We start from the raw sequence: 25,754 nt of genomic DNA on the forward strand, positions 1-25,754 counted from the left end.
GCAAAAAAATTGCTTACAGTAAAAAATAACATCAGGCTAACACCAAGGCAGCGGTGGCCAGGGCATGGGTATTTTCATTGAATAAACCCCTGATTGATGCCTGAATGCCTCTATTAACCGTTGTTATCCTATGCAGCCATCATTTTATTTTCCAAACCCGATGTAAATGAACTTACATGAATCCTTTCAAAAGCTTAAGGAGATCCTTATGGGTGATCTTGAAGATATGGAAAGACTGGCCATTGCGGTTGTTCTGGGCCTTCTGATTCTGCTTTTTTTCATCTTTTTTTCCAAATGGATCAAAAATGTGGCAAGCCGGCGACTCAGCAAAACCACAAAAGACCCTCTACTGGCAGATTTCATAGCTGCCGCTATCAGGGGGCTTATTTTGATATTCGGCTTCACCCTGCTTTTCCGCTTTCTCGGACTCACCGGTGTGGTCAGTGGCATTCTGGCAGGAGCAGGGATTACGGCTTTTATCATTGGATTTGCCTTGAAGGATATCGGTGAAAACTTTCTGGCGGGGATCCTGCTGGCTTTCAAAAGGCCTTTCAGGGTCGGGGACACGGTGGAGATCAATGGCATGAGAGGGCGGGTGCTGGCATTGAATCTCCGGGATACCCAAATCAAAACAGGGGATGGCAAAGATGTATTTCTTCCCAATGCCAATATCATTAAAAGCCCCTTGATCAATTTTACAATTGATGGTTATCTAAGCTATAACTTTACCTTCGGCCTTGATTATGGTTCGGATTACCCGAAAGCCCTCTTGCTCGCGGAGGAAACCATTAAAAATGTGCCCGGAATTTTGAGCGGCAATAAAAAACCGGTGGTCAACGTGTCCGAGCTGGCTGCAAACACTTTAAAAATCACCGTCACTTATTGGGTAAACACCCATAACCGGGCACAGCCCGACTCCAAAGTTCGGTCCGGTGCCATCATAGCCGTAGTGGCTGCATTGAAAAACGCAGGATTCAAACTAACCTAAAAACGGTCAAGGTATATTAAATATTATCAGGATCAGCCTGCAAAAGAAGGTAAAACAACGAAGGCCCAGGTCAGTCTTCTTCTTCCAATGCCCTTAACGTTCTGTCTTCTTCTATGTGTTTGATCCCTTTGACTTTGAGTTCATCCAAACTGGATTCCATCCCTGAACTGCAGCCGGTGATGATTCCCAGTGTAGAGAGAACGCCGGTAATTTTACAGCCCTTGTCTTCCAATTGCTGGACAATTGCGTCTATTTTCTTGATTTGACCGTCCTCTACGGAGGCAATAAAATTTTTTGGGGTTATACTCATCGTAGTCAGGAATTTAATGACACCCTTCTTTCACATCGGGGCTTGCAGGAGTCCGGCTCCAACATCCCGGGCAGGGTGCCGCAGTTGTCTTGCACTCTCGGTCAACTTCTCCCATATTTCGGATGCTTCCGCATCAGGATGGGCTTCCCAAAGCATGGCCGCTACTCCTGCTGCAAATGGAGTGGCCATACTGGTACCACTGAGAACGGCATGCTGATGGGGTTCTCTCCAAGTACTGTAAATCTCCACACCGGGCGCGGCAATATCCACTTTCCCGCCGTCTGGATTAATCCCACCACAGGAAAAGTCGGCCACCCCGGATCTATTATCCAATGCACCTACTGCCAGAATAGCGGGGCAATTGGCAGGATGGTTTACCGGCCGGATGATGCCCTGACGCCGCCGGCTATCATTCCCGGCCGCAGCGATGATCAGTGTACCCATATCCATGGCTTTTTTTGCCAGATCATTGTAGATATCCGAATAACGATCTCCTTCCCCTACGGAAGCCCCTAAAGACATGGAGATAACTTTGCATCCGTTTCCGATAGCCCAATCCATTCCCGCCAGGATGCCGCTGTCACTCCCCACGCCGGAATTTGACAGGACTTTGCCTATATACAGGTCCGCTTCACGCGCTGTGCCGTACCGGATGGCTGTATCCATATGGATGTGGCCGGCAGCAATGCCCGCACAATGTGTTCCATGGCCATGCTGATCCTCCACGCTCTCCCCCTCTATAAAGGATTTTAACTTGATGGCTCTGCCCGCAAAATCAGGGTGACCCTCATACATCCCGGTATCCAGTATGGCCAGGCCGATTCCCTTTCCTGTAAAGGACGATGCCAGGGCATTGATGGCATGAATGCCCCAAAAAGCCTGTGTATCATCTTCGAAAACAGGATTGTCAACGGGCGGTGAAGGGGCAGGATTGCCCGGATTGATATTGAACAGCTTGCAGATAAGCCGCCATAAATTTGCCGGAATAAAACGTATGCCTGTCCTTTGACCAAGGGCATAAACATATCTTTCCGGTTCCGAATAGCGAAAGCTCTTTTCTGCCGCGGTAAGCGCACTGATCTGGTCCTCGTGATCCTCATTGACCACGGCCACACCAAAGCGGTCGAACACGATCCCGTCAGCTTCCGAAAAAGCTTTGACATAATCTTCCTCATGGCTCTTATAATCGCTGGAAAAAGCCAGCCGGAGGGATACACCTGAAGCTTGGTCAGTGATGTTTTTGTATCCGGCAGTCTGGTCCAGCATCAACAATCTTTTGCCGGTATATTTTAACTGGTCTCCCGAAGGTACCGAATCACTTTTGTAAGGTTCCATGTCGGTGAATGTTTGGTTAGGAAATAAACAAAATACCAGGACTATTTTTGCGGATGTTATTCCAATCACTTGAATTTACATAAAATGGGGCAGATAAATCACGCAGGGGCCGTTTTTATTTGCTTAATTCACTTACAACTTCTCCACTTGGCTGACGACCGGCAAATCCGCAGCTGCCCAATCCAACTTCCGGAGATTGCTTAAAGATAGCCAGCAAAAATCCCGGTGTTCCTTCAGCTGAATTTCTCCCGACCGGATTGTAGCAAGAAAGGGGATCAGGCGAATGGCAAAATCCCCATAATCATGCTCGACGGATTCCAGTTTCCTATTCAGTTCAATCTCCACGCCGAGCTCTTCCTGAATCTCCCGCATCAGGCAGGTTTCTTCTGTCTCACCGGGTTCCACTTTACCCCCCGGAAACTCCCATTTTAGGGGCAGGGCCATGGTGTGGGACCGCTGGACCGCCAGCACCAGGTTTCTTTTTATAATGACCGCACAGGTAACCTCAAGCATTGAAAAAGATTTAGGAATATAAAGTTAAAATGTTTTGCTGTAGTAACGTGGGTTCAGAGTATGAACGTTTAAAAGAGCCGGGGCAAAAAAATCTGTTTGATGCCCTCAAAACCGCTCCGCTTGATCAGTATCCTTTTAAGATCCGCTGAATGTATTTGCCCAATATGTCAAATTCCAGGTTCACTTTATCCCCCACCTGCAAACCGTGGAAATTGGTATGCTCATAGGTAAAAGGTATGATCGCCACTGAAAAACTTCCCTCCCTGGAATCAAAACAGGTGAGGCTGGTTCCGTTCACGCATATTGACCCCTTTTCGACGGTAATATTTCCCTGGGATGGGTCGTATTGAAAGTTAAACACCCAGCTGCCGTCCTGTTCTTTTTTGGATATCACCGTGCCTACCTGGTCTACATGTCCCTGTACGATATGTCCATCAAACCGGCCGTTGGCAGGCATACAGCGTTCCAGATTCACTTTATCGCCTGTTTTCCATTCGCCGAGACTTGTTTTTTTTAAGGTCTCATCGATCGCTGTGACCCGGTACCGGTTTCCTTTTGTTTCCACGACAGTGAGACAAACCCCATTATGGCTTACAGACTGGTCCACTTTAAGCTCCGCTGCCAGGCCAGACTCGATTTCAAAATGCACATTGCTGCCTTCCTTTTGCAAGGCTTTGATTTCCCCTACGGCTTCAACGATTCCGGTAAACATATCTTTATCAAATACTTATGGTGATCAAATATTCCTACGGATCAGATTATTGGTAATATGATGCCAAATTAAGCCATTTTTAGCATTAACTTCGCACTATCATCCTATAATGATTTTTCCACCATGATGTTGAAACCGGAAGACACCTATTTACATAAAGGGCAAAGAAAGGAACTGGTCAAAAAACTACAGGAAAAGGGAATAAAGAACCAGGCAGTATTGGATGCTATAAACACCTTGCCAAGGCACTTTTTCTTTGATTCCGCGCTGCTTAGCCATGCCTATCAGGACAAGGCCTTTCCCATTGGCGAGGGGCAAACCATTTCACAGCCCTACACGGTAGCTTTCCAAACCGAACTATTGGATATTCGTCCAGGTGAGAAAGTACTGGAAATCGGTACGGGGTCGGGATACCAAGCAGGAATACTTTACCTTTTGGGTGCCAAAGTCCATACCATCGAGTACAACAGCAACCTTTATGAGCGGACGAAAAAATTCCTTCCGAAAATCGGTATAAAGGTGAAACATTACTGCGGCGATGGCAGCCAGGGACTGCCCGAACAGGCACCGTTTGACAAAATACTGGTGACTGCAGGAGCCCCGGTAGTACCTACATCCCTGCTGAAACAGCTTGACGTGGGTGGCCGGCTGGTCATTCCCGTGGGAGACCGTAAAACCCAAAAAATGCTTAGACTTACCAAACAGACTGAAAAAAAAATACTCAAAGAAACTTTTGACAATTTTTCCTTTGTCCCCCTGCTCGGCCAGGAAGGCTGGAAATAATACTGTATGACATGAAGCGACAAAAAACCGTGAAAGATTCTGAGGCGACCATGACCGAAATGGTCCTTCCCAATGATACCAACACCTTGAATAACCTGATGGGAGGCAAACTGATGCATTGGATGGATATCGTGGCCGCCATATCTGCCCAACGGCATTCCAACAGCATTGTCGTGACCGCGTCAGCAGACAGCATCTCTTTTAAGAACCCCATCGCGTTGGGTAACGTGGTGACTTTGAAGGCCCAGGTAACCCGCGCGTTTAACACGTCGATGGAAGTATATATAGAAGTATTTGCTGAAGATATTCCTGCCAACAGCAAAATAACTACCCATAGGGCATTTTTCACTTTTGTGGCTGTGGACGAAAAAGGAAAACCTGTCCAGGTCCCTGCATTGAAACCCATCACAGAGGAAGAAAAAGAGTTGTTTGAAGGGGCACTTCGGAGGAGACAACTGCGTTTGATTTTAGGCAAAAGAATGGATCCAAAAGATGCTGCTGAGCTAAAATCATTGTTTGACCTGGAAGATACGTCAAAAAACCAATAAATAATCCACATTCAATCAGACAGTTATGAACTTAAATGAACTGGGCTTGTTAATAACCGAAGACATTTACGTGATCAAGGATGAAATCCAACAAAGGCTACTGTCCGAAAGGATCTCACAAAAACATGGCCTTGAAGATATGATTGTCTCCGAACCTGAGGACAGGGACCTGGACACAGCCGCTCCCGGGCTTCCGCCTGAACCCGTGACAAGTAAGGAAGAAGACGCCATTCCGGTGGAATATGAAGGCGAATATCAAAAAAATGTGTTGGTGCTCTATCAGGGGGAAGGTTTGGCCGAAAGCAGCCGGGCGTTTCTTATGAAGGTCTTAAACGCTGTCAACTGCTCGCTTAAAGACATCGCTCTCCTATCCGAGGAAGCCGTAAGAGACACCGGTGAAGCGCATTTGCTACAGCTTAACCCTCAGAAAATGATTGTCTTCGGCACGCTTCACCATCCTGTCATGGGGAGAAAAAAGGAAAACTACCACATCATACAAGAGGATGTTGAATGTTTCTTTGCCGATGAGCTATCTGATCTGGAAAACAATGTATCTCTTAAAAAAGAACTCTGGGCGACCTTGCAGCGGTTTTTCAATATCAAAAAATAAGCATTAAAAAAAGAATTAAATGACAAACGAGGAAAGATTGGCCATACTCCGGAGGTTCCGATGGGTCAGTATCTCAGAAGGTATTTCCCTGGTGGTATTGGTATTCATTGCCATGCCATTAAAATGGGTATTTGAGCTGCCCGCCATGGTAACTTATGTTGGCTGGATACATGGCATCCTTTTTATTTTGTACATGCTGGTGCTTTATCCTACCAGCCGAAAACTGAGGTGGTCCTTTCAAACCGCCATGTTTGGCGTGATTGCATCCGTTTTGCCCTTTGGGCCGTTTTTATTTGATAGGAAGCTTAAAAAACAGGAGCGGTTAATCGAAGCACGGTCTTAAACAAGGTAATGATGGCGGTTATCAGTAAAAAGAAAATCATCTACCCCATCAGTGAAAATTTGCGGGGATATCTCCTGAAATATGGAAGAGAGGTGGACATTCCCATCCACTATCAGGATTTACTGCGCTATAGCAATTCCATCGCCCTGTATGACTTCAAAGGCAATGATACTTTATGGGAAACGGTATTTTATGACGAATCCGACAGGAACGAAATCCATTATAAGGTCAAAAAAATCTATGCCCTGTTAAAGGCAGACGGCGACATGTCCGTGATGCAACATCTGTATGTGGATAGGATTGATCTCTGCATATATGGCAATACGCAGCCCTTCCGGGTAAGGATTGTCAACCGCATCAATGACAACTTTGACTACTTCTATATCAAAAACGCGGATGCCTCCAGGGTTTGTGGCCTGGAACTGGAACACCTGCTTTCCCCCAATAGGATCAGTTACCTCGTATATAGGGATTCCCTGATCGAGGAGCATATTGCGGGGATACCCGGTGAGCAATTCATGAAGCAGCAGATCCATGATCCGCTCCTCAATCCCATCCGGTTGTCCAAGGAGTTTGTCAAGTTCAACGAACGCTGCTTTGTCCGGTTATTGGGCGACATGCATTCTTCCAACTTTGTTATCGACGTGACCCCTGATTTTGAGGAAACCCACTATCGGATCAGGTCGATTGACTTTGACCAGCAATCCTATGAGGGGAAAAAATCCATTTATCTCCCCCAGTATTTTAAACAGAACAACGCCCTGATCCAACTGGGCATCAAACACATCACATCTGAATCAATGGCTCAATATCAACGGGAGGAAAGGGCTTTGATTGCCACCCGCCTGAAAAGTTCTCCCAATGAGATTGCCGACATATTGGACAGCATGGAAAGGGACAATCTGTCCACTCCCGAAAACACCTATACCCTCAAACACGAACTGGCCCGCCATTATAAAAACGACAAATTCATTAAATGCCGGAATATGGGGGAAATATTGAGATTAAGCCTTAATTTGGTACTTCGCAAATAGGCCTTACTAGGCAGATCTATCGGGCGCAAGATGGATTTTACCGAAACATTTTCCCCGTTTTAGATGTATTATTATTGTGTCTGCCTGAGGCAGGTTTGGCATAATTTATGAGCTTTTAAAGCAGAAAAAGATCTTTTAAATTATTCATTAATCCACCAAATAACAACGTTATGAGTGTAAGTGAAAAAAGAGTTTTTAAAAAGTTAGGGTATAATAAAAATGAATCAGAGAAGATCGTAGGTTCACTGAATAAATTATTGGCCAATTACCATGTCCATTATCAAAAATTAAGGAATTTTCACTGGAATGTGACCGGTGGTGATTTCTTTGATCTTCATGAAAAATTTGAAGAACTGTATAATGAGGCTTTCGCCAATATTGACCTTATCGCAGAAAGAATCAGGGTATTTGGCATGACGCCTTATAGCCTGATGAAGGATTACCTTGAACATTCCGACATTGAAGAGGTTGGGACCGGCCTTTCTTCCAAAGAGATGGTCAAGGAAGTACTGAAAGACTTCCAGATCTTAGTCGACAACATGAATGAATGTGCCGAAAAGGTGGCTGATCTTGGCGATATAGCAACCGAAGATATGCTTATCGCATTTATCAAAAGCGTGGAGCTCCATCACTGGATGCTAACCTCTTTTATCAAGGAATAAATATCAAACGGAAACGCTGATAATAAAAAAAGCCTCTTTGTTAGACAAAGAGGCTTTTTTTATTATGTGATCATCGCTCAAATTAAAAACTCAACCCTGTCGTTACTTTAAAGAAAGAGTCATTACCTTCTACCAAATCGCCTCCGGCAGACAATCTTGCAAACGCTTTTCCTTTTGGGTCTGAGAATTGGATATACGGTCCTAACCATTGGTAAACATCAGTGGATGAAGTCACATTGGATCCTCCGGCATTCGTCAGTTGCTCATAATGTAGGCCTATCGAGAAGAAATCCGAGGCCTTTACGCCAAAATTCGCCCAGTAGTGAATATAGGATAAGGTGGTTCCTCCTTCAGGAGCTTTATTTCTAAGGGGCGAATAAAATCCAAAGTAGATTTCGCCTTCCGTTCTGGCTTTGTCCAGGCCAATGGTGAGGTTCGGGACTATTCCATCTCCAAATATACTTGGCCCCGCAGTACCGGAAGACAGCAAATTACCTCCGGTTATGCCCACCTGGGGATTGATGCTAAGACCGTCTGCAACATCAAAATTCATACCTACACCAAATTCGGTCCAGTTGCCCCATCCGCCGCCGCCGGCGCCCTGCACACCTCCGGTACCACCTGACCATAAGATACCGTAAAAGGTAAATGCAGATGTTTCGCTCACCTCATAGGATCCGGCGAAGAAAGGGTAAAACCCAAAAAACTGATCTGAGTTCACCGTAATATCGAAACTGAACTTGTCTTCTGTCTGTGAAAACACCGGTGAAACCGCAACTATCAAAAACAGCCCTAAAGCAATGATACCTTTAAACAAAGTTGGAACGTCAATTTTTCTCATGTTTTTTGAAAATTTAGGTTAATTTTTAAACTATAACTCAATCAAAATATTATTCTACAATGATTCGTTTTTTTAACAATTCAATATTAACAGTAATTTATTTAATTTGCAAAAATTATTAAAATATTGGTTCAAATTTATATCAAAAATAAAAACTACCGTTAATTATTTAATCATATACGTTATTTATTTATCTTATATGAAAATATAAACACAATAACAAATCGCTTAAAAATACACTGACATAGCTAAGTATGGACATATATTTGAAATAAAAATCTGAAATATTAATATTATACGAAATATTATATATATATTAAATTAATGAAAAAAACTACGAGAAAATATGATTATTAGTAATTATGATAATAAAAGAGGTACGTATACACCTTTTGCCTAAAAGTATTTAAGAAGGGATTTCTCCCCAAAACGCCTGGAGCACAAAACAGTTGGGCTGTAAATACGAAGAGCCGAGGGAATGTTATCCCCTCGGCTCTTTTGCATTAAAAAAAATGCTTATCTATAAATCTTCTTCCCGTTCCAGCATCAGGATAGCATTTTGGGGTACGATATAATATTTTTCACCTTCATATATTACTTCATATGCCCCATTAAGGAGGAAGACCGCCAGATCGCCCTCTTTTGCCTGCAGAGGGATGTACTTTATACTTTCTCCATGTTCTTTCCATGGCTCGTCCTCCTCCACAGGAATGGGAATGGGGTATCCGGGGCCCGCCTTGATAATATATCCTTGCTGGACTTTTTCTTTCTCCTGCACGCCTGGCGGGAGATAAAGTCCGCTGGAGGTTTTCTGATCGGGCTTCTTGAGTTTTATCAAAAGCCTGTCCCCTACTATTATCAGTTTTTTTAATTTATTGTCAGATGTCAACTGCATGACTTTATCCAGTTAAATGTACCTACACAGCTATGTTCACAATCCCATCCGTGCTTCAGAAAAAAAGAAAGGCATCCCTTCGCTGTTCAGGGACGCCAATTTCTCCATTTTCTGATTTCCTAACGCATTACTTCTTGTCTTCTTCGTTTACTTCTTCGTAGTCCACATCGGACACACCGTCTCCGGAAGAAGCACCTGCGTCACTGCCGGCAGCGCCGGAAGCTTCTCCCTGGCCTTCCGCGCCTTGTGTGGCATTGTACATTTCCTGAGAAGCCGCACTCCAGGCATTGTTAAGTTCCTGCATGGCTGCATCAATCCCCGCAATATCCTGGCTTTTGTGAGCTCCCTTCAGTTTTTCCAAAGCACCGTTCACGGCTGTCTTGTTGCCTTCAGAAAGCTTGTCCCCAAATTCCTTGAGCTGCTTTTCTGTTTGGAAAATCAGACTATCGGCCTGATTCAACTTATCGATTTTTTCTTTTTCCGCCTTATCAGAAGCGGCATTGGCTTCAGCCTCTTTTTTCATTCTATCGATTTCGTCCTGAGAAAGGCCGGAAGAAGCCTCGATTTTAATCTTTTGCTCTTTTCCGGTGCCTTTGTCCTTGGCTGACACGCTCAAAATCCCGTTGGCATCGATATCGAAAGTTACCTCAATCTGAGGCACACCGCGGGGCGCGGGAGGAATATCCGTCAGCTGGAACCTTCCTATACTCCTGTTGTCCTTCGCCAACGACCGCTCTCCCTGAAGCACGTGGATATCCACAGCAGGTTGATTGTCTGCCGCAGTGGAGAACACTTCAGACTTCTTGGTCGGGATGGTCGTGTTGGATTCTATCAACTTGGTAAACACCCCTCCCATGGTTTCTATGCCCAAAGACAAAGGGGTAACGTCCAGCAACAGGACATCTTTAACTTCTCCTGTAAGCACCCCACCCTGGATGGCGGCACCTATGGCCACTACCTCATCAGGGTTAACGCCCTTGGAAGGTTTTTTTCCGAAGAATTTTTCCACTTCCTCCTGAATTTTGGGGATTCTGGTAGACCCGCCCACCAGGATCACCTCGTCAATATCTGAGGGGTTCAAACCTGCATCGTCCATGGCTTTTTTAACAGGCGCCATTGACCTCTTGATCAGCGTATCGGCCAATTGCTCAAATTTGGACCTTGACAGACTCCTCACCAAGTGCTTGGGACCGGTTTGTGTCGCGGTGATATAAGGCAGGTTGATTTCCGTGCCTGAAGAACTGGACAATTCGATCTTGGCTTTTTCCGCCGCCTCTTTAAGCCGCTGGAGTGCCATGGGGTCCTTTCTCAGATCGATGTCTTCCTCAGCTTTGAATTCAGCCGCCAACCAATCGATGATCACCTGATCGAAATCGTCACCTCCGAGGTGAACATCACCGTTAGTGGATTTTACTTCAAACACGCCGTCACCCAATTCCAGGACAGAGATGTCAAATGTACCGCCACCAAGGTCATACACCGCTATTTTCATGTCCTTGTTTTTCTTGTCCAACCCGTAGGCAAGGGCGGCGGCAGTAGGTTCGTTGATGATTCTTTTCACATCCAATCCCGCAATTTGTCCTGCTTCCTTGGTTGCCTGACGTTCGGAATCATTGAAATAAGCAGGCACCGTGATGACCGCCTCCGTAATTTCCTGTCCTAGAAAATCCTCCGCGGTGGACTTCATCTTCTGCAGGATCATGGCCGAAATTTCCTGAGGGGTGTAAGACCTGTCCCCGATTTTGATGGCTACGGTATCATTTGAGCCTTGCTCTACTTTGTAGGAGGCATGCTTACGTTCCTCTGATATCTCGGAAAACTTCTTGCCCATGAATCTTTTGACGGAAGAAATGGTATTAGCCGGGTTTGTAATGGCCTGCCTTTTGGCTGGATCCCCAACTTTCCTTTCTCCGCTTCCGTTGTCTAAAAATGCCACGATAGAAGGCGTGGTCCTTCTACCTTCACTGTTTTGAATTACTACGGGTTCACTCCCTTCCATTACGGCTACGCAAGAGTTGGTAGTACCCAAGTCTATACCAATAATTTTTCCCATGATTATATAATATTTATTCGTTTTCTTTTTGCTTTCTGTTCTAGGATAACAACCAATGTGCCAATAAAACCAGAGCCTGATTTAATGCCACATTGTCATAATCGGTGTCAGGAATTCATTGTTTTGTGTCAGTATGATTAATTAGAAAGAGAGGTTGACAGGGGATATACGGCAGGAAATGTCAGGTGCACTGTCTAATCTCCTACGATTATTAACCTTTGTCATCACACTACTGACCAAGTCCTTCATCCTACCTATAAAGCGTCTGTCCATTGCCATGTTGGAACAAGCGGAATTTGGCCTTGCATTTTTCGAATCATAATTTCCCGTGAAACCCTTAAATTTGTAATTATGAAATCGAGCATGACGGGATCGTCATAAACTGGGATGATTATAGATTGCGAGATTCCATATGGCCTATTAAAAAAAAATTATAATCATATGAAAATCACCCATATTTACATCTACCCCATCAAATCACTTGGAGGGATCTCCTTGTCAGCATGTAAAGCCGAGGCGGCGGGCTTTGAATATGACAGAAGATGGATGTTGGTGGACGGATCGGGAAGGTTCCTCAGCCAGCGGTCCCATCACGGGATGGCTCTTTTACAATCAGAGCTGACCGGTGATACCTTAAAGGTTTTTCATAAGCAATGCCAGACTCTGGAGTTTGAATTCGGCCTCTCCCAGACCAGTGGGAAAAAGCTGATGGTGAGAATTTGGGATGACACCCTGGAAGCGGATCTGGTCAGCCCGGATGCTGACGGATGGTTTTCGGAGGTATTGGGATTTAATGCAAGGCTGGTGGCTTTTCCCAAATCCGGAACAACAAGAAAAATCGGGAAAAAATACCGCGTTGATGACGGGCAGGTAAGTTTTGCCGACAGCATGCCTTACTTGCTCATTGGACAGGCATCTTTGGATGATTTAAACACAAGGCTGGAGAAAAAAATAGGGATGGACCGGTTCCGCCCCAATCTGGTATTTTCTTCAGACATGCCTTTTATAGAGGATGATTGGTCGGGGCTGAAAATCGGGGAGGTCACTTTCAGGGTATCTAAACCCTGCGCGAGATGCGTAATGACTACTATCGATCAAAAAACCGGAAAAAAGGGTAAAGAACCGCTCCGCTCCTTATCCACCTACCGGAAAACCCACGACAAAATCCTGTTTGGCCAAAACCTTATTGCCATGGATGCAGGGACGGTCAGCGTGGGGGATCAGCTGGTTTCTACTTAGTAAAAAGTCCTGTTTTTTTCGTTAATAAATTAACGAAACTCGGTGAAGTTTTTGTAAAAAAGCCGTTTCCGAAAGTGTCCGGGACAGGCTGTTTCGAGGAGCGGCTTGTGGGATGGGGCGGTGGGTATCCCTTTACGAAAGGTCCTTTTCCAGCCAGCCAATCCCCTAAAAGGGCTACAGTGACGATTTTTTTCGTCATCGCGAGAAGCGGCAACCTTTCGGTTTAATTGATGGAGACGTTCTCCGCGCCGAAGCGATCCCATGACGGGTCCGTATAAAAAGAGACTGCTTTCCTGGTTGGCCGGGATAAACTCCTACCGATAACTTGTTGTATAATTTACTGATATTCAACTGTTTTGAAAACCATTATTCCAATGGTTTTGGACAGCCATATCAGCTGCGCATGGTGGTAATCGTCATCCTGATTTGTGCATTTTCTAAATGTTAAGCCTCGCAGTGACGAAGATTTTCGTCACGAGAAATGGGAACCTGTCCGTCCGGTTTAACGTATCGCTGTCCGCGTCGTATCGATCTCTTAGCGAAATCGTGAAGGTATTGCTTCTCCGCCCCGGCGGATCGCAATGACGGGCGGGTTGCATCTTAAATAAGAATATTTAAGTTTCTAAAAATCAAATACTTGTAAACAAATAATGATGAGAAAACATCTTTTGGTGAAACTGGCCTAAAAATTGAGAGAAGTTGAAGGATATTCAATAAAAAAAAACAGGATTAAGAGTTTGGTTGTGTAATGTTTGCGCATATTGTGTAAAAACTGCCCATATGATGTTTATTTTTTAGGCTAATTGGTTTATAAAAACAATTTTTTTTACTCATCAGGAGAAATTTACCTCAAAAATTATGCTTTGATCGACTCTATTTTTAAATGCATTTTTCATTATTCAATATACAATTTTAAAAGCATGAATGTAGATTTTCAACTCCTTTGTCATTTGTTAAAGCGTTTTCTGCCTTCGTTTTGCTCCCAATCACCCACCTTCGTAGGGCAATTGGCATAAAATTTAAAAGTTAAACCGCGGAAATAAGCCAACTTAATTGCCCAACATTTTAAGCGGTCAGGTTTAATCACATTTTACGTAGGGGAGATTCAGAGGGGGTTTGAGTGAACACATCAAACTCCGCTGTTATTGACATGTCTTATCATCATCGCCGGATATGTCTGTGGGTGCATTATAAACTGATTCAGCCGGCCAAAAAGAGGATCAATTCGAAAAAGTTGGGAACGGGATCATAGCACGACTTATCCAGTAGCCGGCTTATTATAAAAATGCCTGGTCCTGGTTCGCGGATTTCACCAATTGGCAAGAAGAAGGATTTGGAATGAATATATCCCCCAACCGGCGCTTGGGGGCTTTCAGAACATTTCCTCAAAATCCTTGGTCATCCCCGCTAGCGGGGACAAAATACTGATTTGCTTAATCCCCAAAAGAGATAATAAGATCAAATCACCAACTAAATTCAATTTAAATGAACACAATTTTATCCAAACTAATCTTGTGCTGTGCATTATTAGTATCAGGACTCCAAGCAGAAGCGGCAAACTATTACTTTTCCAACGAAACCGGCGATGACTCCAGGAGTGCCTCCCAGGCACAGAACCCCAGCACTCCCTGGAAGTCCATCAACAAGCTCAATGCGGTATTTTCCACCCTCAAACCGGGGGATGCGGTGTTATTTCGTAGAGGAGAGACTTTCTATGGAACGATACATATTAATGCGTCGGGATCAAGTGGGAACCCCATTAAAATTGGCGCGTATGGCAGTGGAAGCAAGCCGATAATCACCTCGCTGGAAGAAATAAAAGGATGGAAATCAATCGGTAATGGGATATATGAGAGTACAAATAGTTATTCGCCATCAGAGGTAAGTGTGGTACTTTTGGATGACAAAATCCAAGAAAAAGGCCGGTATCCTAACAGGGATGCGGCCAACGGAGGCTACCTTACTATTGATTCTAATTCGGGCAACAGTGCGGTAACAAGTAAGGACCTCCCGTCTTCCCCAAGTTTTTCCGGGGGAGAGGTTGTCATCAGGAAAATTCAGTGGATAATAGACAGGCATCCTATATCTTCCCATTCAGGGAACACCATTAACTATGCGGGGTCCGGACCGTTTTCTCCTTCAAAAGGCTATGGCTTTTTTATTCAGGGACATTTGGGAACACTCGACCGGTTTGGGGAGTGGTTTTATAGTAAGGCTTCCAAGAAGCTCAACGTGTTCTTTGGATCCAGTGGGCCTGGCGCAAACAAGGTTTTCATGAGTACTGCTGATCATTTGTTAACAAAATCCTACAATGCAAGCCATATATTGATTGAAAATATAAATTTCAGGGGATCCAATAAGGATGCGCTTCATCTGGCCGGAGGGGACGGATTTAAAATTATAAATACCGATATCAATTATGCCGGTGAAAATGGAGTGATAGCCATGAGCGTCACCCGTCTTGAAATAGATAATTGTAATGTTTCCTATTCGCTAAATAACGGTATTTATTTAAGGTATGGAAATGTCGGAGCAAAAGTTACCAACAGTAAAGTAGAAAACACATTTCCCTTTCAGGGGGGAGCCCAAAACGGAGACAATAACGGAGTAGGTATTTTTACGCGTTCGGATAATGCATTGGTAGAAAACAATATCGTTCGGAACACAGGATTTAATGGTATCTTCTTCATGGGAAATGAAACCATTATAAAAAACAATCTTGTAGATGGCTACTGTTTGTTAAAAAATGATGGAGGGGGTATATACTCATTTGGAGGTAACACCAGTGGAAAATTTAGGAAAGTCGAAAACAATATTATTCTGAATGGTAGAGCCACAAATCACGGCACCCCACGGGCTGAATTATTCAGTTCCAAGCCTCATTCCAGTGGTATTTTCCTGGATGACAACGTCGATGGTGTTGATATCATAAACAACACCATCGCACACACAGAATACAGCGGAATCAAAATAGCCAATGCGAAAAATATCAACGTAAGGAACAACCTTTTCTATGACACTGACTCTCATGTACTATTAGGGAACAGCAATAATGGCGGAGACACCCGGAATATCAGTCTAAAAAACAACGTATATTTCTCAAAACATCCTGACCAGATGGCTTACACTTTTAGGTCAAATCAGAAAGACATTCCAGATATAGGAAGCTTCGACAACAATCACTTTGTACGGCCCTTGGGGGACAATCACTCAATTTATTTGAGATATGGCGATAGTGGAAGCAGCCAAGTAGAGAAATATCTGGATCTTAAACGTTGGCAAAAATCCTACAACAAAGATGTGAACTCCAAGACTTTGCCAAGCCCGGTTTCCCCATTTGAAGTAACGGAACTAATTGGGAAATCCCTTTATGAAAATATTAATTTTCTGCGCAACATTACAGGTTTTTGGTGTAATGATTGTCAATCATCCTGGGTCACCGGAAAATTAAATGGGGGGTCTTTGAAAGTTGAAAGCCCCTCCTATTCATCAGCAGCTGTATCTGTTGGATCGGTAAACAAGGACAAAAATTACGTATTAAAATTTAAAGCCGTTGCGAGTAAACAAGGCACATTGAGGGTTTTTCTGCGACACACTGGCTCCCCATGGCAACAGGTTTCTCCAAGTACAACTTTAAATATATCCACAAGCGCAAAAGAATACTCCGTGCTGATTCAGCCCTATACGAATGTTGAAAAACCGGCGGTAATGTTGGTTTCGGATGAGGGAAACTGGACATATTGGATAGATGATTTTGAACTGAAAGAAGCAAAGGTTAACATCACTAAACCCGAAGAAGTGTTTCTATTTGAATATAACCATTCAAAATCACCTAAAACCGTCTCATTGGATGGCAATTATGTAGATGGCAGGAACAAGCCTTATTCAGGAAAAATAGAAATCCCTCCCTACTCCTCTGTATTATTAATTAAAACATCGGGAAAAATAGAATCTGAATCAGCGAAAAATTCCTTAAGTGATGAAGGCATATTCATTAATGTGGGAGGTACAAACCAAGTTTCCCATGAAGGAGTCAATTTTGTTTCCGACACCGGCACAGGATATTTTTCATCCAATTCAAACAATAGTGAAAACAATAACTTAAGTAGCAGCCCCCTTTTCCAGACCTACAGATTTGCCAATACCCTCACCTATAAGATTCCCGTGCCGAATGGGAATTACAAGGTAATTACATATCACAAGGAAAGTTATTTTGGCACCGGGGGCAGAACTGCCAAAAAAGGACAAAGGGTTTTCGATATTCTTATAGAAAACAAAACCGTAAAAAAGGGCTTGGATATGTTTGTGGAAAACCAAAATAAAGAGACGACTTTGGCCTTCGAAAATATCCAGGTACGTGATGGCGAAATGGAAATTAAACTTGTAGCGTCTGCCAACAATGCCACTTTATCAGGAATAGCCGTCATCCCGTTGGATAACAATACTATTTCTGAAAAATCAAGTTCAACGTCAATATTCATCAATGCAGGAAGCAATGAAACAGCCACATTTAAGGGCATATCTTTTCAGTCGGATACGGATAACAATTTTTATTCCAATTCAAATTATATATCTTATCCGAATGCCAGTTCAGAAAAAATCTTCCAATCGCATCGATTTGCCAACGAACTAAAATATGCTATACCTGTTCCAAACGGAACATATACCGTAATAACCTACCACAATGAAACTTATTTCGGAAAAAGGATATCAGACACAGGCCCTGGCAGAAGAGTTTTCGACATTTTCATTGAAGGTGAACGGGTAAAAACCAAACTGGACTTATATAGGGAGTCTGGAAACAAGCCCATTGCATTGGAATTCACGGATGTAAAAGTGGCCGATGGAAAAATGAACATTGACATGGTCGCTTCTGCAAACAATGCCACGATTTCAGGTATTGCGATCATAGATAGTTCCAATAAAATCCTGGCAAGCTCCGCCAACTTAAGAGAAATCATTGAAGAGGATAGCTCGGATGATCCAGAAATAAATGAAGTAACCCCTTTTGGACAGTTACAAGACTTCACGATCTATCCAAATCCCGCAAGTGAAATCGCAACCGTTAAAATCCAAAAGGACATAGGAAAATTCACGCTATTTATTCACAATGCAAGCGGGCAAATGATACAATATCACGATTCAAATACGATCTACGATGGTAACGGAGAATACAAATTCCATGTCAACCAATTACAAAAAGGGATCTACATCATAACAATATCGCCTGAAAAAGGGGGCATTGAAAGGTTAAAACTTATGGTAAATCCATAAACCATTAAACTCCAAGATCAAAAAACCCGTAATAGAATATTATGGGTTTTTTGATTTTACATGAATATGAAACAACCAAACGTCTCAGCTCTCAACATAACGATGTATTTTCATTTCCATTTCCACCTTATTTGCAAGGTACTTTTGTCCCTTGTTTTTTGGGCCACCTTCACCACAACTGCTTCGTCCGCAACATATTATTTTTCGGATCGGGAGGGAGATGATTCCAGATCAGCGATTGAAGCCAGAAATCCGGAAACGCCGTGGAAAACTTTAGATAAACTTAATTCAATATTAGTAAATCTAGGAGGAGGAGATACAGTATTGCTAAAAAGCAATGAAGTTTTTGATGGTATGTTAATATTAAAGGGAGGAGGTACGCTAACGCGACCGATAGTAATAAGTTCATATGGTTCCGGTGAGCCCCCTATAGTTTCAGGATGGACCACTTTAAGCAAATGGACTCATGTAGGAAACGGGATATACTGTAATAAACTGGACGAGTTAAAGCATAAAACTCATCTTTTAATTATAAACGGGAAAATCCATGAACTTGGTAGATTTCCCAATGAAGATTATATCGAATATGAAGCAATATCCGAAAATGAAATTAACCCACTTAGTAGTAGCTTGGGTCACGAATGGAAAAATGCTTCAATTGCAATTCGCAAAAATGAATGGGTGATAGACACCCATCAAATAATCTCACTTGAAAATAATAAAATCACATACAAAGCTGATAACAGTTACTTTCCTTCTAACGGGTATGGATTCTTTCTTCAAGACCATATAAAAACCCTGGATCGATTTGGAGAATGGTTTCATGACGAAAAAGACGGTAAAATTTTTGTCTACTTTGGTGACAAAGCCCCCAATTCCTATGACATCAAAGTTAGTTCGCAAAACAACTTGTTAATCAATACTCCAAAAACACGGAATATAAAAATTGAAAAAATAAAATTTTCCGGCTCAAACAAAACTTCTATTCAACTTATTGAAGCGGAAAATATTGAAATTAAAAATTGTTCAATTGATTTTTCAGGGGAGAATGCGATAACAGCCATGACCGTTCCCAATATAAAAATAACAAACAATCAAATAGACAACATTCTTAATAGCGGTATATACCTGAGGTATGGTGTACCAAACGCCAATGTAAGCTATAATAACATTCAAAATGTTCACCTATTTCACGGAATGGGCCAAAATGGTGATGGAAATGGAATGGGAATTTTTTGTAGATCCGATGGAGGAATAATTTACCGTAATAAATTAAAGAATATTGGCTATTCAGGAATAACTTTTAACGGGAATAATGTAGAAGTATCTGAAAATATTGTGAAAAATTTTTGCTTAGTTAAAAACGACGGCGGAGGGATATATACTTTTGAAGGTAAACAAAATAAAAATTATAGCCAGAGAATTATCTCGAACAATATAATACTTAACGGAATCGGAACTAGATTAGGAAATCGTTATTCCTCCAAATTAACCCATCCTCAAGCTGATGGAATATATATTGATGATAATGCTTCAAATATTCTTATCAAGGGCAATACTGTTTTCAACGTATCCAGGAGTTCAATAAATCTCCATAATGCCAGGAATATATCTATAATCGACAACCTAGTAATTAACGGCACCAACCAATTAAACGCTTCACATGACCAGTTAGCTGATCCTGTAAGAAATATCCATATTGAAGGCAATCGATTTTGTGCATTATCAGAATATCAAAAAATATTAAAAATTTCATCAATAAAAGATGACATACCTGATATGGTTAAACTTAAGAACAATATGTATGTCTATCCGGAGAACCAAGATCACATATTCGAAATCAATTACAGACAAAAACCCACGAAAACACGAAATTATAATACACAAAACTGGAAATACTCGGGATTAAAAGATGAAAATCATTCTGTATTCAGAATGCCAACATCCCCGGCACTTAACTCTTTAAAAAGTTATAAGAAGACTTTAGATAACAACCATCTTTTCAAAATCGCTAGTTGTTTAAATGATGAGTGTAAAATTGAAAAAATTTCAACTGCGAATAACAACATAATCAATTTCAACACTACTGGTTACTTATCAGGAATAAAAATGGATATTGGCAAAATAGACCCCAATAAGTCATATCTTTTAAAATTCCATGCTTCAAGTAAAACCCCTACTACTTTAAATATTTATTTAAGGCATACTGGCCATCCATGGCAAATGATCTCCAGAACTCAAATTTTATCCGTCCAAAGCACATTGTCTCCATATGAAGAAATGTTTGTTTTTCCTGAAAACGCAGATAATGGATCTATTTTAATAAAAACCGAGGAACCGGTAGATAATCTTGCACTTCAAGACTTGGAGTGGGGAGAAATCGAAATAAATGAAACACAGCCTGATTTTTTATTTGACTACAACGAAAGTGACCGAGAAAAAGAATTAATTCTGTCATCTGAATGGTATGATACGCAAGGAAACATTATTTCAGGAAAAATTGTGATGAAACCATATTCTTCGATTATCCTTTTTTCACCTAAGCCGTAATCTCTGTTTTACATTTACCCGTCTGGCGTCCCAAAAGTATCCAACACGCTGTCCGAACTTTTTCAGTCTATTTAGCTTACGCCATAAAATCAAAAACACTTAAGATATTAGGAAATTCAAACGGACAATGCTATATTGATAACATTATTGATTGATCAAAATATGTTTTATATTTTTATTTATAAAGGCAAAGGGCATAATTATCCTTTTTTTATTTTCCACTGTTTTAACATCATAACAGTGGAAATTGAATCTTATTCATTTGAATCCCCATTGTGCCACTTACTGAAAAAAAATGACTCCCAAACCATATAAATATGAACATTTCATTACAAACTTTCGATGAGACATTTGACGGCACTTTTGATAAGGTTTTGGACAGGACGTTCGATACCCAATGCTATTAAGTTAAGAAAAAAACGGGCCATATGGTCAAAAAAAGCCGGTTTCCCTTATGAAAACCGGCCTGCTTTAAGTAACTTAAAGCCGCGAAACTATACTGACATGAAGGTACAAAATACCAGCCAAAACACCACGGACATATCTTGCGGATGTCCGAAAAAAAATCTTTGAAAAAATACAAGACCCTGAGAATCAGACCATATACTGTTCTGATCCCTCCCATTTTTCCAGAACCTCCCCGCTCGGCTTCCAGACCGTTGTGCTCTCGGTGCTCCGGCTGTTCAGGGAATCAGCTGAATTTGTTGCTTCGGATGTTCTTTCCCGCATCGGCAGGCAGGCCGTTACCGGCAGTGCCTTCAGCCAGGCCAGGTACAAGATCGACCCGCTGTTCTTCTCCGATCTCTGTGATATCAGCTCGGAGGCCTACGAAGGTTTTGCCTCAGCCCGGTGGAAGGGATACCGGATCCTTGCCGGGGACGGCAGCACGCTGAACCTGCCCGCTTCCAAACAGGTCAGGGGACATTTCGGTGTGGACGCCAACAGCCCGAAAAAATCCCTGGCCAGGATATTCCTTGTTTATGACGTGCATACCGGCTTTACCCTACGGGCAGGGATCGGCAGGATGAGCACGGGTGAAGGGGGCATGCTGGAAGACTGTCTGGACAGGATGCCGTCCCGGCCCGATGACCTTCTGGTTCTGGACAGGAACTTCGGCTTTTTCAACACCGTGTCCAGGCTGTCCGCAGAGGGAAGGCCCTTCTGTATCAGGCTGTCCACCGGTATCACCGATTTTGCAAAAGGCGTGATGGCCGACGGCCGGACCGATTTCATCACCGACTGGGTCCCCAGCAGAAAAGAACGGGAAACGGCCGGGACTTCGGAAGCGGTGAGGGTGAGGGTGACCAAGGCGGTCCTTGAAACCGGGGAGACGGAACTGCTGGTCAGCAGCCTGACGGATACCGGCTCATTCAGCAATGAGGACCTTGTGGAACTGTACGGGATGAGATGGGGTGTGGAGGAAGGGATTTATGGAAAGAAAAAGATTATGCAAAGTGGTAGTATCAAGTATCTTAATAATCAATCTGTTAGTAAGGTTACTTTACAATACCACTTTACATAAACGATTAACTATTTTCCCAGACTTTTTAGCCATTCAAGCAAATTGCCATCCTTTTCCCACGATTTTGATTTATCCGCACGGGGGTGTAGATCAACATAGGCCTTTTCAAAAGCCTCCCGCTTTTGCTTTGAATCAGCCCGGGCATATACATCCGTAGTCTGAACTGAAACATGCCCCAATAGGTCTCTTATGTATACCAGATTGACGCCGGCCTGAAGAAGGTGCATCGCTTTCGAATGGCGTAAAGAATGACAGCTGATTTTTTCAGGTATTATTGCCGGATTAATTTGGCGTGCCATGACTGCATGGGTGTTCAGTATATATGCCACTCCGGCACGGGTAAGCCTCTCATTTTTGCTGTTCGAGAACAGCGGGTAGTTATTGGCATGCGGCTCGAATAATTGATTCTCCTGCATGTAGTTTTTCAGAAACACGGTTTGTTCTTCCTGCAGGGGCACAATCCTGGCTTTTCGCCCTTTGCCAAAGAGCCTTATGGTAATAGGAATGTCCAATCTTACAGATGCCGGGGTAAGGTCTATTATCTCCTGCACTCTGGCACCGCTGTCATAAATAAGCGCAAGCAGTGCAAGATTTCGGCGACCACCCGGAGTATTTAAATCCGGTTGTTCAAGAAGAAGCTTTATGCCGTCCGCGGTAAGGTAGTTAATGCTCTTTTTCTCCTGTTTCTTCACTTTAATGGACAGGATCTTTTGCCACTCATACATTCTTTCCGGGTTTCTGTATTGCATATAATTGAAGAATGATTTAAGGGCGGCAAGCCGGTAATTCCTTGTTGCGTTGGAACAATTCCTATCCTTTTGTAAGAAGCCAAGAAACTCGGAGACAACCTCCCCTGTTATGCTTTCAAGGGTCAGCCTTTTGGCTTCGGTGCCTTTCCTGTCTTTCATGAAGGTAATAAACTGGACAAAAGTATCCCGGTAAGCCAAAACGGTATTTGGGCTGTAGTTTCTCTCCCCTGCAAGATATACGGTCAAAAACGCACTAAGGTGCTTAGCAAAGTCAGTGGTTTCCATCACATGTAATGTTGCCGGTTTTAGGAAAAACGTATGCCCCGATGCTTTTTTGGTCTTTGAGAAGATCCGGATACACTTCTGCGGTAAGCCTGACATAACGTTCGGTTGAACCCAGGGACTTATGCCCCAGAAAAACAGACAACAGGGGCAGGCAATAATACAGATCCATTCCGGACTCGGCCATCTTCACCATGGAATGGACGGCAAAAGTATGCCGTAAATCATGAACCCGTGGGCCCTTGTGATCTCCCTGATGGGGTATCCCGGATTCCGACAGGACCTTTCTGAACCAGTTGTATACACTTCCTGACCTGCAGCGGGTACCGATGGGAGAGACGAACAAAAAGCTGTTGGCATCCGGGATTCCGGCTACAGGTAACCTGTTCCTGTAAATTAGATATTGCTCCAGTACATTTGCCAGCGATAATGATAGCGGGACCAAGCGTTCTTGCCCATTCTTGGCTTTTTTGATATGGATTGTCCGTTTCCCAAGGTCGACATCCCTGTTTTTTAGGGAAAGTGCCTCGCTGATCCTTAGACCGGTGCCATAAAGAAGGCGGATAACTACCGGTATGATAAACTGTATTGTCGTCATGTGCCCGTCGTATAGACGTAGATTGTCACAGGAGTTAAAGATGGCGGCCATCTCCCGGTTTGAGTAGATATACGGCGTAAAGCTGTTCCTGGCGTTGTTGGCCGGCATCATGGGGACAAAGCTGTCGTATCCAACCTTGCACATAAACCTGCTGAACTGCGATATGGCGGAATATTTCATAGATATGGTGGGGGGCGCATCATTGATCCTTGTGGCCCTCCATTGGTCCACCTGCTCGCTTGTTATGCCAAGTTCCGTTACTCTTTTGTCCACAAAGAACCTGTCAAGTTCAAGAAAGATCCATTCTGTCCGTAAGGACACATACCCAAGAGCTTGTTTCATGGCTATAAACCTTTTGAAGTATGGCGCATATATGCTGGAATAATTAAACTTGTCCTTCATAAAAAACACCCCCTTTCTGTTCGTAAAACTCTTCCGTCACGTCCGGAACATCAAGGGCGCATTGAATCAGGGATTCCAGGTCTATCCGAAGATAGGAACCGGTGGTTGCCGTAGTCCGGTGTCCCAGTGCTTCTGATATGACGGGAATTGTTTCTCTGTTCTCCAGGAAACGGCTGGCCAGACTGTGGCGCATGGCATGGGGGCCATGCTTCCTTCCGGTTGTGTCAACTCCGGAAGAAGCCACTATACGGCCAAGTGTACCGGCAACCGCGGCATTTTCCATACTTGTAAACGGAGCGCGGGTATATAGGAAAACCCTTGTTGATTCGGATCTTTTGCGACCATATTTCAGATAGTCTATGAGAGCCTCCCCAACATCGGCCAGTAAGGGAAGTACGATTTCCTTTCCGGTCTTGAATTGTGAGAGTGTAAAAGTACTGCTCTCCCAGATTATGTTTTCAAAAGACAGGTGGGCTATGTCGGATGCCCTCAGCCCCAGTCTTGTCGCAAGCAGCATCATGGCATAGTCCCGTTTTCCGGTGGCATCCACCCTATTGATCGACGATTCAATCTTTAAAACCTCATTGGCAGTATATACCGAGGGCAGTTTTTCTTTTCTCCCCCACCGGTGATGTTTGAGGACTTCAGAGGGATTGTGGAAGATTACCCTGTTGTCATAAAGATAGCCGAAAAAAAGGCGGAGCGAAGAAACCACGCATATTTTGGTATTGGCCACACTGGAGACAAAGGACAGAAGATGTTCTTCCCGTATCACTTCCACGGTAAACAAATGCTTTCCCTCAATGAAAACAAGAAACCGGTAAAGGTACCACCGGTGGCCGTTGACGGTTGCCCTGCACCGTCGAAGGGATTCAAGATGTAAAAGGAACCGCTCCATCAAGCCCCCGATTTCTCCGGTCAACTTCCGGTCTAAAGGATGGTAACGGCGTTTATTGACCGCACCCTTTGCCTGGAATTCACTCAGAACATAAACACTCCTGATAAAGTCCCGCTGAAGGGGAGTGACGATGCTTCCGGCTATGTGGGTACTTATATATTCCTCGCCCACCGCGGCATTGTAATATAGAATTGATCTTTCGGACATGAACCGGACAATCCCGGTTTTCCACATTGTCTGGTAACGGCCAATCCTTGCCTCGGAGAATGATTCCCGCTCAAAATATTGAGCACAACTATTCATAAGTTCTGAAATAGTCTGTTTTTCTGGTTCCATAATGATATCGTTTTGTTTCTTTGGCAAAAGCGCCATACTAAAGCTAACCAATATCGATTATGTAAAGTGTTTATGTAAAGTACCTACATTTAAGATGTCTCCAAGCGATATTTTTGATGGATACTTGACATAATCTTTTCCTTTCCATAAAAAGCCTTTTCTATTTTCCAAAGGTTGTTGTAGTTCTCTATCACCTGATCCTTGTCAAGGCCCGTATTGGTGATGTAGCCTTTGAGCCCGTCCCATTTCCCGTCCTGTTCAAACTTGTTCATGTCCA

Annotated in this window: 21 protein-coding genes and 1 pseudogene; 11 read left to right on the top strand and 11 right to left on the bottom strand. The window is 43.2% G+C overall.

The features are described 5' to 3' along the window. The first annotated feature begins 166 nt into the window (after positions 1-166). Positions 167-988 carry a mechanosensitive ion channel family protein gene (locus ACFPFU_RS18075; protein WP_377066651.1) on the top strand — a complete coding sequence of 274 codons (822 nt, stop codon included), beginning with the start codon at positions 167-169 and terminating at the stop codon, positions 986-988. Between the two features lie 70 nt (positions 989-1,058). Here ACFPFU_RS18075 and ACFPFU_RS18080 read toward each other — a convergent pair whose 3' ends face one another. The 4 genes from ACFPFU_RS18080 to ACFPFU_RS18095 form a co-directional block, all read right to left on the bottom strand. Next, entirely contained in the window at positions 1,059-1,298 is a 240-nt protein-coding gene (locus tag ACFPFU_RS18080; protein WP_377066653.1) for a hypothetical protein, read from the bottom strand. Between the two features lie 30 nt (positions 1,299-1,328). Continuing rightward, complete coding sequence (locus ACFPFU_RS18085) at positions 1,329-2,633, bottom strand: S8 family serine peptidase (protein ID WP_377066655.1); 1,305 nt, start codon at positions 2,631-2,633, stop codon at positions 1,329-1,331. Between the two features lie 132 nt (positions 2,634-2,765). Continuing rightward, positions 2,766-3,146 (bottom strand): (deoxy)nucleoside triphosphate pyrophosphohydrolase, encoded by a 381-nt coding sequence (locus ACFPFU_RS18090; RefSeq protein WP_377066657.1) that lies wholly within the window; start codon positions 3,144-3,146, stop codon positions 2,766-2,768. 124 nt (positions 3,147-3,270) lie between these two features. Beyond that, complete coding sequence (locus tag ACFPFU_RS18095; protein WP_377066659.1) at positions 3,271-3,858, bottom strand: riboflavin synthase; 588 nt, start codon at positions 3,856-3,858, stop codon at positions 3,271-3,273. 126 nt (positions 3,859-3,984) lie between these two features. Here ACFPFU_RS18095 and ACFPFU_RS18100 point away from each other — a divergent pair, with 126 nt between their 5' ends. From ACFPFU_RS18100 to ACFPFU_RS18125, 6 genes are all read left to right on the top strand, one after another. Then, positions 3,985-4,641, top strand: coding sequence for a protein-L-isoaspartate(D-aspartate) O-methyltransferase (locus ACFPFU_RS18100; protein ID WP_377066691.1), 657 nt, complete (start codon positions 3,985-3,987; stop codon positions 4,639-4,641). Between the two features lie 11 nt (positions 4,642-4,652). Continuing rightward, positions 4,653-5,189 carry an acyl-CoA thioesterase gene (locus tag ACFPFU_RS18105; RefSeq protein ID WP_377066661.1) on the top strand — a complete coding sequence of 179 codons (537 nt, stop codon included), beginning with the start codon at positions 4,653-4,655 and terminating at the stop codon, positions 5,187-5,189. A gap of 25 nt (positions 5,190-5,214) precedes the next feature. After that, positions 5,215-5,799: a hypothetical protein gene (locus ACFPFU_RS18110; RefSeq protein ID WP_377066663.1), complete on the top strand. Its 585-nt coding sequence runs from the start codon at positions 5,215-5,217 to the stop codon at positions 5,797-5,799. 19 nt (positions 5,800-5,818) lie between these two features. After that, complete coding sequence (locus ACFPFU_RS18115) at positions 5,819-6,142, top strand: DUF3817 domain-containing protein (protein ID WP_377066665.1); 324 nt, start codon at positions 5,819-5,821, stop codon at positions 6,140-6,142. An 11-nt stretch (positions 6,143-6,153) separates the two neighbouring features. Next, positions 6,154-7,176 (top strand): hypothetical protein, encoded by a 1,023-nt coding sequence (locus ACFPFU_RS18120; RefSeq protein WP_377066693.1) that lies wholly within the window; start codon positions 6,154-6,156, stop codon positions 7,174-7,176. Positions 7,177-7,346: 170 nt separating this feature from the next. Further along, positions 7,347-7,838 carry a Dps family protein gene (locus tag ACFPFU_RS18125; protein ID WP_377066667.1) on the top strand — a complete coding sequence of 164 codons (492 nt, stop codon included), beginning with the start codon at positions 7,347-7,349 and terminating at the stop codon, positions 7,836-7,838. Between the two features lie 82 nt (positions 7,839-7,920). Here the strand turns inward: ACFPFU_RS18125 and ACFPFU_RS18130 are convergent, their stop codons facing one another. The 3 genes from ACFPFU_RS18130 to dnaK form a co-directional block, all read right to left on the bottom strand. Further along, positions 7,921-8,679, bottom strand: a complete 759-nt coding sequence (locus tag ACFPFU_RS18130; protein WP_377066669.1) for a DUF6733 family protein — start codon at positions 8,677-8,679, stop codon at positions 7,921-7,923. Positions 8,680-9,199: 520 nt separating this feature from the next. Further along, entirely contained in the window at positions 9,200-9,574 is a 375-nt protein-coding gene (locus ACFPFU_RS18135) for a co-chaperone GroES (RefSeq protein WP_377066671.1), read from the bottom strand. Positions 9,575-9,701: 127 nt separating this feature from the next. Continuing rightward, entirely contained in the window at positions 9,702-11,627 is a 1,926-nt protein-coding gene (gene dnaK, locus ACFPFU_RS18140) for a molecular chaperone DnaK (RefSeq protein ID WP_377066673.1), read from the bottom strand. Positions 11,628-12,068: 441 nt separating this feature from the next. On the opposite strand from dnaK, the gene ACFPFU_RS18145 reads away from it, so the two are divergent. The 4 genes from ACFPFU_RS18145 (at position 12,069) to ACFPFU_RS18160 (ending at position 22,212) form a co-directional block, all read left to right on the top strand. Then, positions 12,069-12,866, top strand: coding sequence for an MOSC domain-containing protein (locus ACFPFU_RS18145; protein ID WP_377066675.1), 798 nt, complete (start codon positions 12,069-12,071; stop codon positions 12,864-12,866). Between the two features lie 1,485 nt (positions 12,867-14,351). Continuing rightward, positions 14,352-18,140 (top strand): malectin domain-containing carbohydrate-binding protein, encoded by a 3,789-nt coding sequence (locus tag ACFPFU_RS18150; RefSeq protein ID WP_377066677.1) that lies wholly within the window; start codon positions 14,352-14,354, stop codon positions 18,138-18,140. 66 nt (positions 18,141-18,206) lie between these two features. Further along, complete coding sequence (locus ACFPFU_RS18155; protein ID WP_377066679.1) at positions 18,207-20,690, top strand: right-handed parallel beta-helix repeat-containing protein; 2,484 nt, start codon at positions 18,207-18,209, stop codon at positions 20,688-20,690. A gap of 661 nt (positions 20,691-21,351) precedes the next feature. Next, positions 21,352-22,212, top strand: coding sequence for a transposase (locus ACFPFU_RS18160; protein WP_377066681.1), 861 nt, complete (start codon positions 21,352-21,354; stop codon positions 22,210-22,212). An 8-nt stretch (positions 22,213-22,220) separates the two neighbouring features. Here the strand turns inward: ACFPFU_RS18160 and ACFPFU_RS18165 are convergent, their stop codons facing one another. The 4 genes and pseudogenes from ACFPFU_RS18165 to ACFPFU_RS18180 form a co-directional block, all read right to left on the bottom strand. Then, complete coding sequence (locus ACFPFU_RS18165; RefSeq protein ID WP_377066695.1) at positions 22,221-23,246, bottom strand: site-specific integrase; 1,026 nt, start codon at positions 23,244-23,246, stop codon at positions 22,221-22,223. Then, positions 23,233-24,183, bottom strand: coding sequence for a tyrosine-type recombinase/integrase (locus tag ACFPFU_RS18170; protein WP_377066683.1), 951 nt, complete (start codon positions 24,181-24,183; stop codon positions 23,233-23,235). Before ACFPFU_RS18170 ends, ACFPFU_RS18165 begins: the two co-directional genes overlap by 14 nt. 43 nt (positions 24,184-24,226) lie before the next feature. Then, entirely contained in the window at positions 24,227-25,477 is a 1,251-nt protein-coding gene (locus ACFPFU_RS18175) for a tyrosine-type recombinase/integrase (RefSeq protein ID WP_377066685.1), read from the bottom strand. Positions 25,478-25,566: 89 nt separating this feature from the next. Beyond that, a pseudogene (locus ACFPFU_RS18180) lies at positions 25,567-25,754 on the bottom strand (IS1634 family transposase); the annotation flags it as partial.

The organism is Negadavirga shengliensis (assembly GCF_042652345.1).
GTDB classification, from domain to species: domain Bacteria; phylum Bacteroidota; class Bacteroidia; order Cytophagales; family Cyclobacteriaceae; genus Negadavirga; species Negadavirga shengliensis.

Excerpts from the sequence above, each read along its gene's own strand:
- ACFPFU_RS18170 (WP_377066683.1), bottom strand. The coding sequence starts at position 24,183 with ATGAAACAAGCTCTTGGGTATGTGTCCTTACGGACAGAATGGATCTTT.
- ACFPFU_RS18130 (WP_377066669.1), bottom strand. The coding sequence starts at position 8,679 with ATGAGAAAAATTGACGTTCCAACTTTGTTTAAAGGTATCATTGCTTTA.
- ACFPFU_RS18150 (WP_377066677.1), top strand. The coding sequence starts at position 14,352 with ATGAACACAATTTTATCCAAACTAATCTTGTGCTGTGCATTATTAGTA.
- ACFPFU_RS18085 (WP_377066655.1), bottom strand. The coding sequence starts at position 2,633 with ATGGAACCTTACAAAAGTGATTCGGTACCTTCGGGAGACCAGTTAAAA.
- ACFPFU_RS18135 (WP_377066671.1), bottom strand. The coding sequence starts at position 9,574 with ATGCAGTTGACATCTGACAATAAATTAAAAAAACTGATAATAGTAGGG.
- ACFPFU_RS18145 (WP_377066675.1), top strand. The coding sequence starts at position 12,069 with ATGAAAATCACCCATATTTACATCTACCCCATCAAATCACTTGGAGGG.
- ACFPFU_RS18120 (WP_377066693.1), top strand. The coding sequence starts at position 6,154 with ATGGCGGTTATCAGTAAAAAGAAAATCATCTACCCCATCAGTGAAAAT.
- ACFPFU_RS18155 (WP_377066679.1), top strand. The coding sequence starts at position 18,207 with ATGAAACAACCAAACGTCTCAGCTCTCAACATAACGATGTATTTTCAT.
- ACFPFU_RS18100 (WP_377066691.1), top strand. The coding sequence starts at position 3,985 with ATGTTGAAACCGGAAGACACCTATTTACATAAAGGGCAAAGAAAGGAA.
- ACFPFU_RS18165 (WP_377066695.1), bottom strand. The coding sequence starts at position 23,246 with ATGGAAACCACTGACTTTGCTAAGCACCTTAGTGCGTTTTTGACCGTA.
- ACFPFU_RS18115 (WP_377066665.1), top strand. The coding sequence starts at position 5,819 with ATGACAAACGAGGAAAGATTGGCCATACTCCGGAGGTTCCGATGGGTC.
- ACFPFU_RS18110 (WP_377066663.1), top strand. The coding sequence starts at position 5,215 with ATGAACTTAAATGAACTGGGCTTGTTAATAACCGAAGACATTTACGTG.
- ACFPFU_RS18095 (WP_377066659.1), bottom strand. The coding sequence starts at position 3,858 with ATGTTTACCGGAATCGTTGAAGCCGTAGGGGAAATCAAAGCCTTGCAA.
- ACFPFU_RS18105 (WP_377066661.1), top strand. The coding sequence starts at position 4,653 with ATGAAGCGACAAAAAACCGTGAAAGATTCTGAGGCGACCATGACCGAA.
- ACFPFU_RS18075 (WP_377066651.1), top strand. The coding sequence starts at position 167 with ATGAACTTACATGAATCCTTTCAAAAGCTTAAGGAGATCCTTATGGGT.
- ACFPFU_RS18125 (WP_377066667.1), top strand. The coding sequence starts at position 7,347 with ATGAGTGTAAGTGAAAAAAGAGTTTTTAAAAAGTTAGGGTATAATAAA.
- ACFPFU_RS18175 (WP_377066685.1), bottom strand. The coding sequence starts at position 25,477 with ATGGAACCAGAAAAACAGACTATTTCAGAACTTATGAATAGTTGTGCT.
- ACFPFU_RS18080 (WP_377066653.1), bottom strand. The coding sequence starts at position 1,298 with ATGAGTATAACCCCAAAAAATTTTATTGCCTCCGTAGAGGACGGTCAA.
- dnaK (WP_377066673.1), bottom strand. The coding sequence starts at position 11,627 with ATGGGAAAAATTATTGGTATAGACTTGGGTACTACCAACTCTTGCGTA.
- ACFPFU_RS18090 (WP_377066657.1), bottom strand. The coding sequence starts at position 3,146 with ATGCTTGAGGTTACCTGTGCGGTCATTATAAAAAGAAACCTGGTGCTG.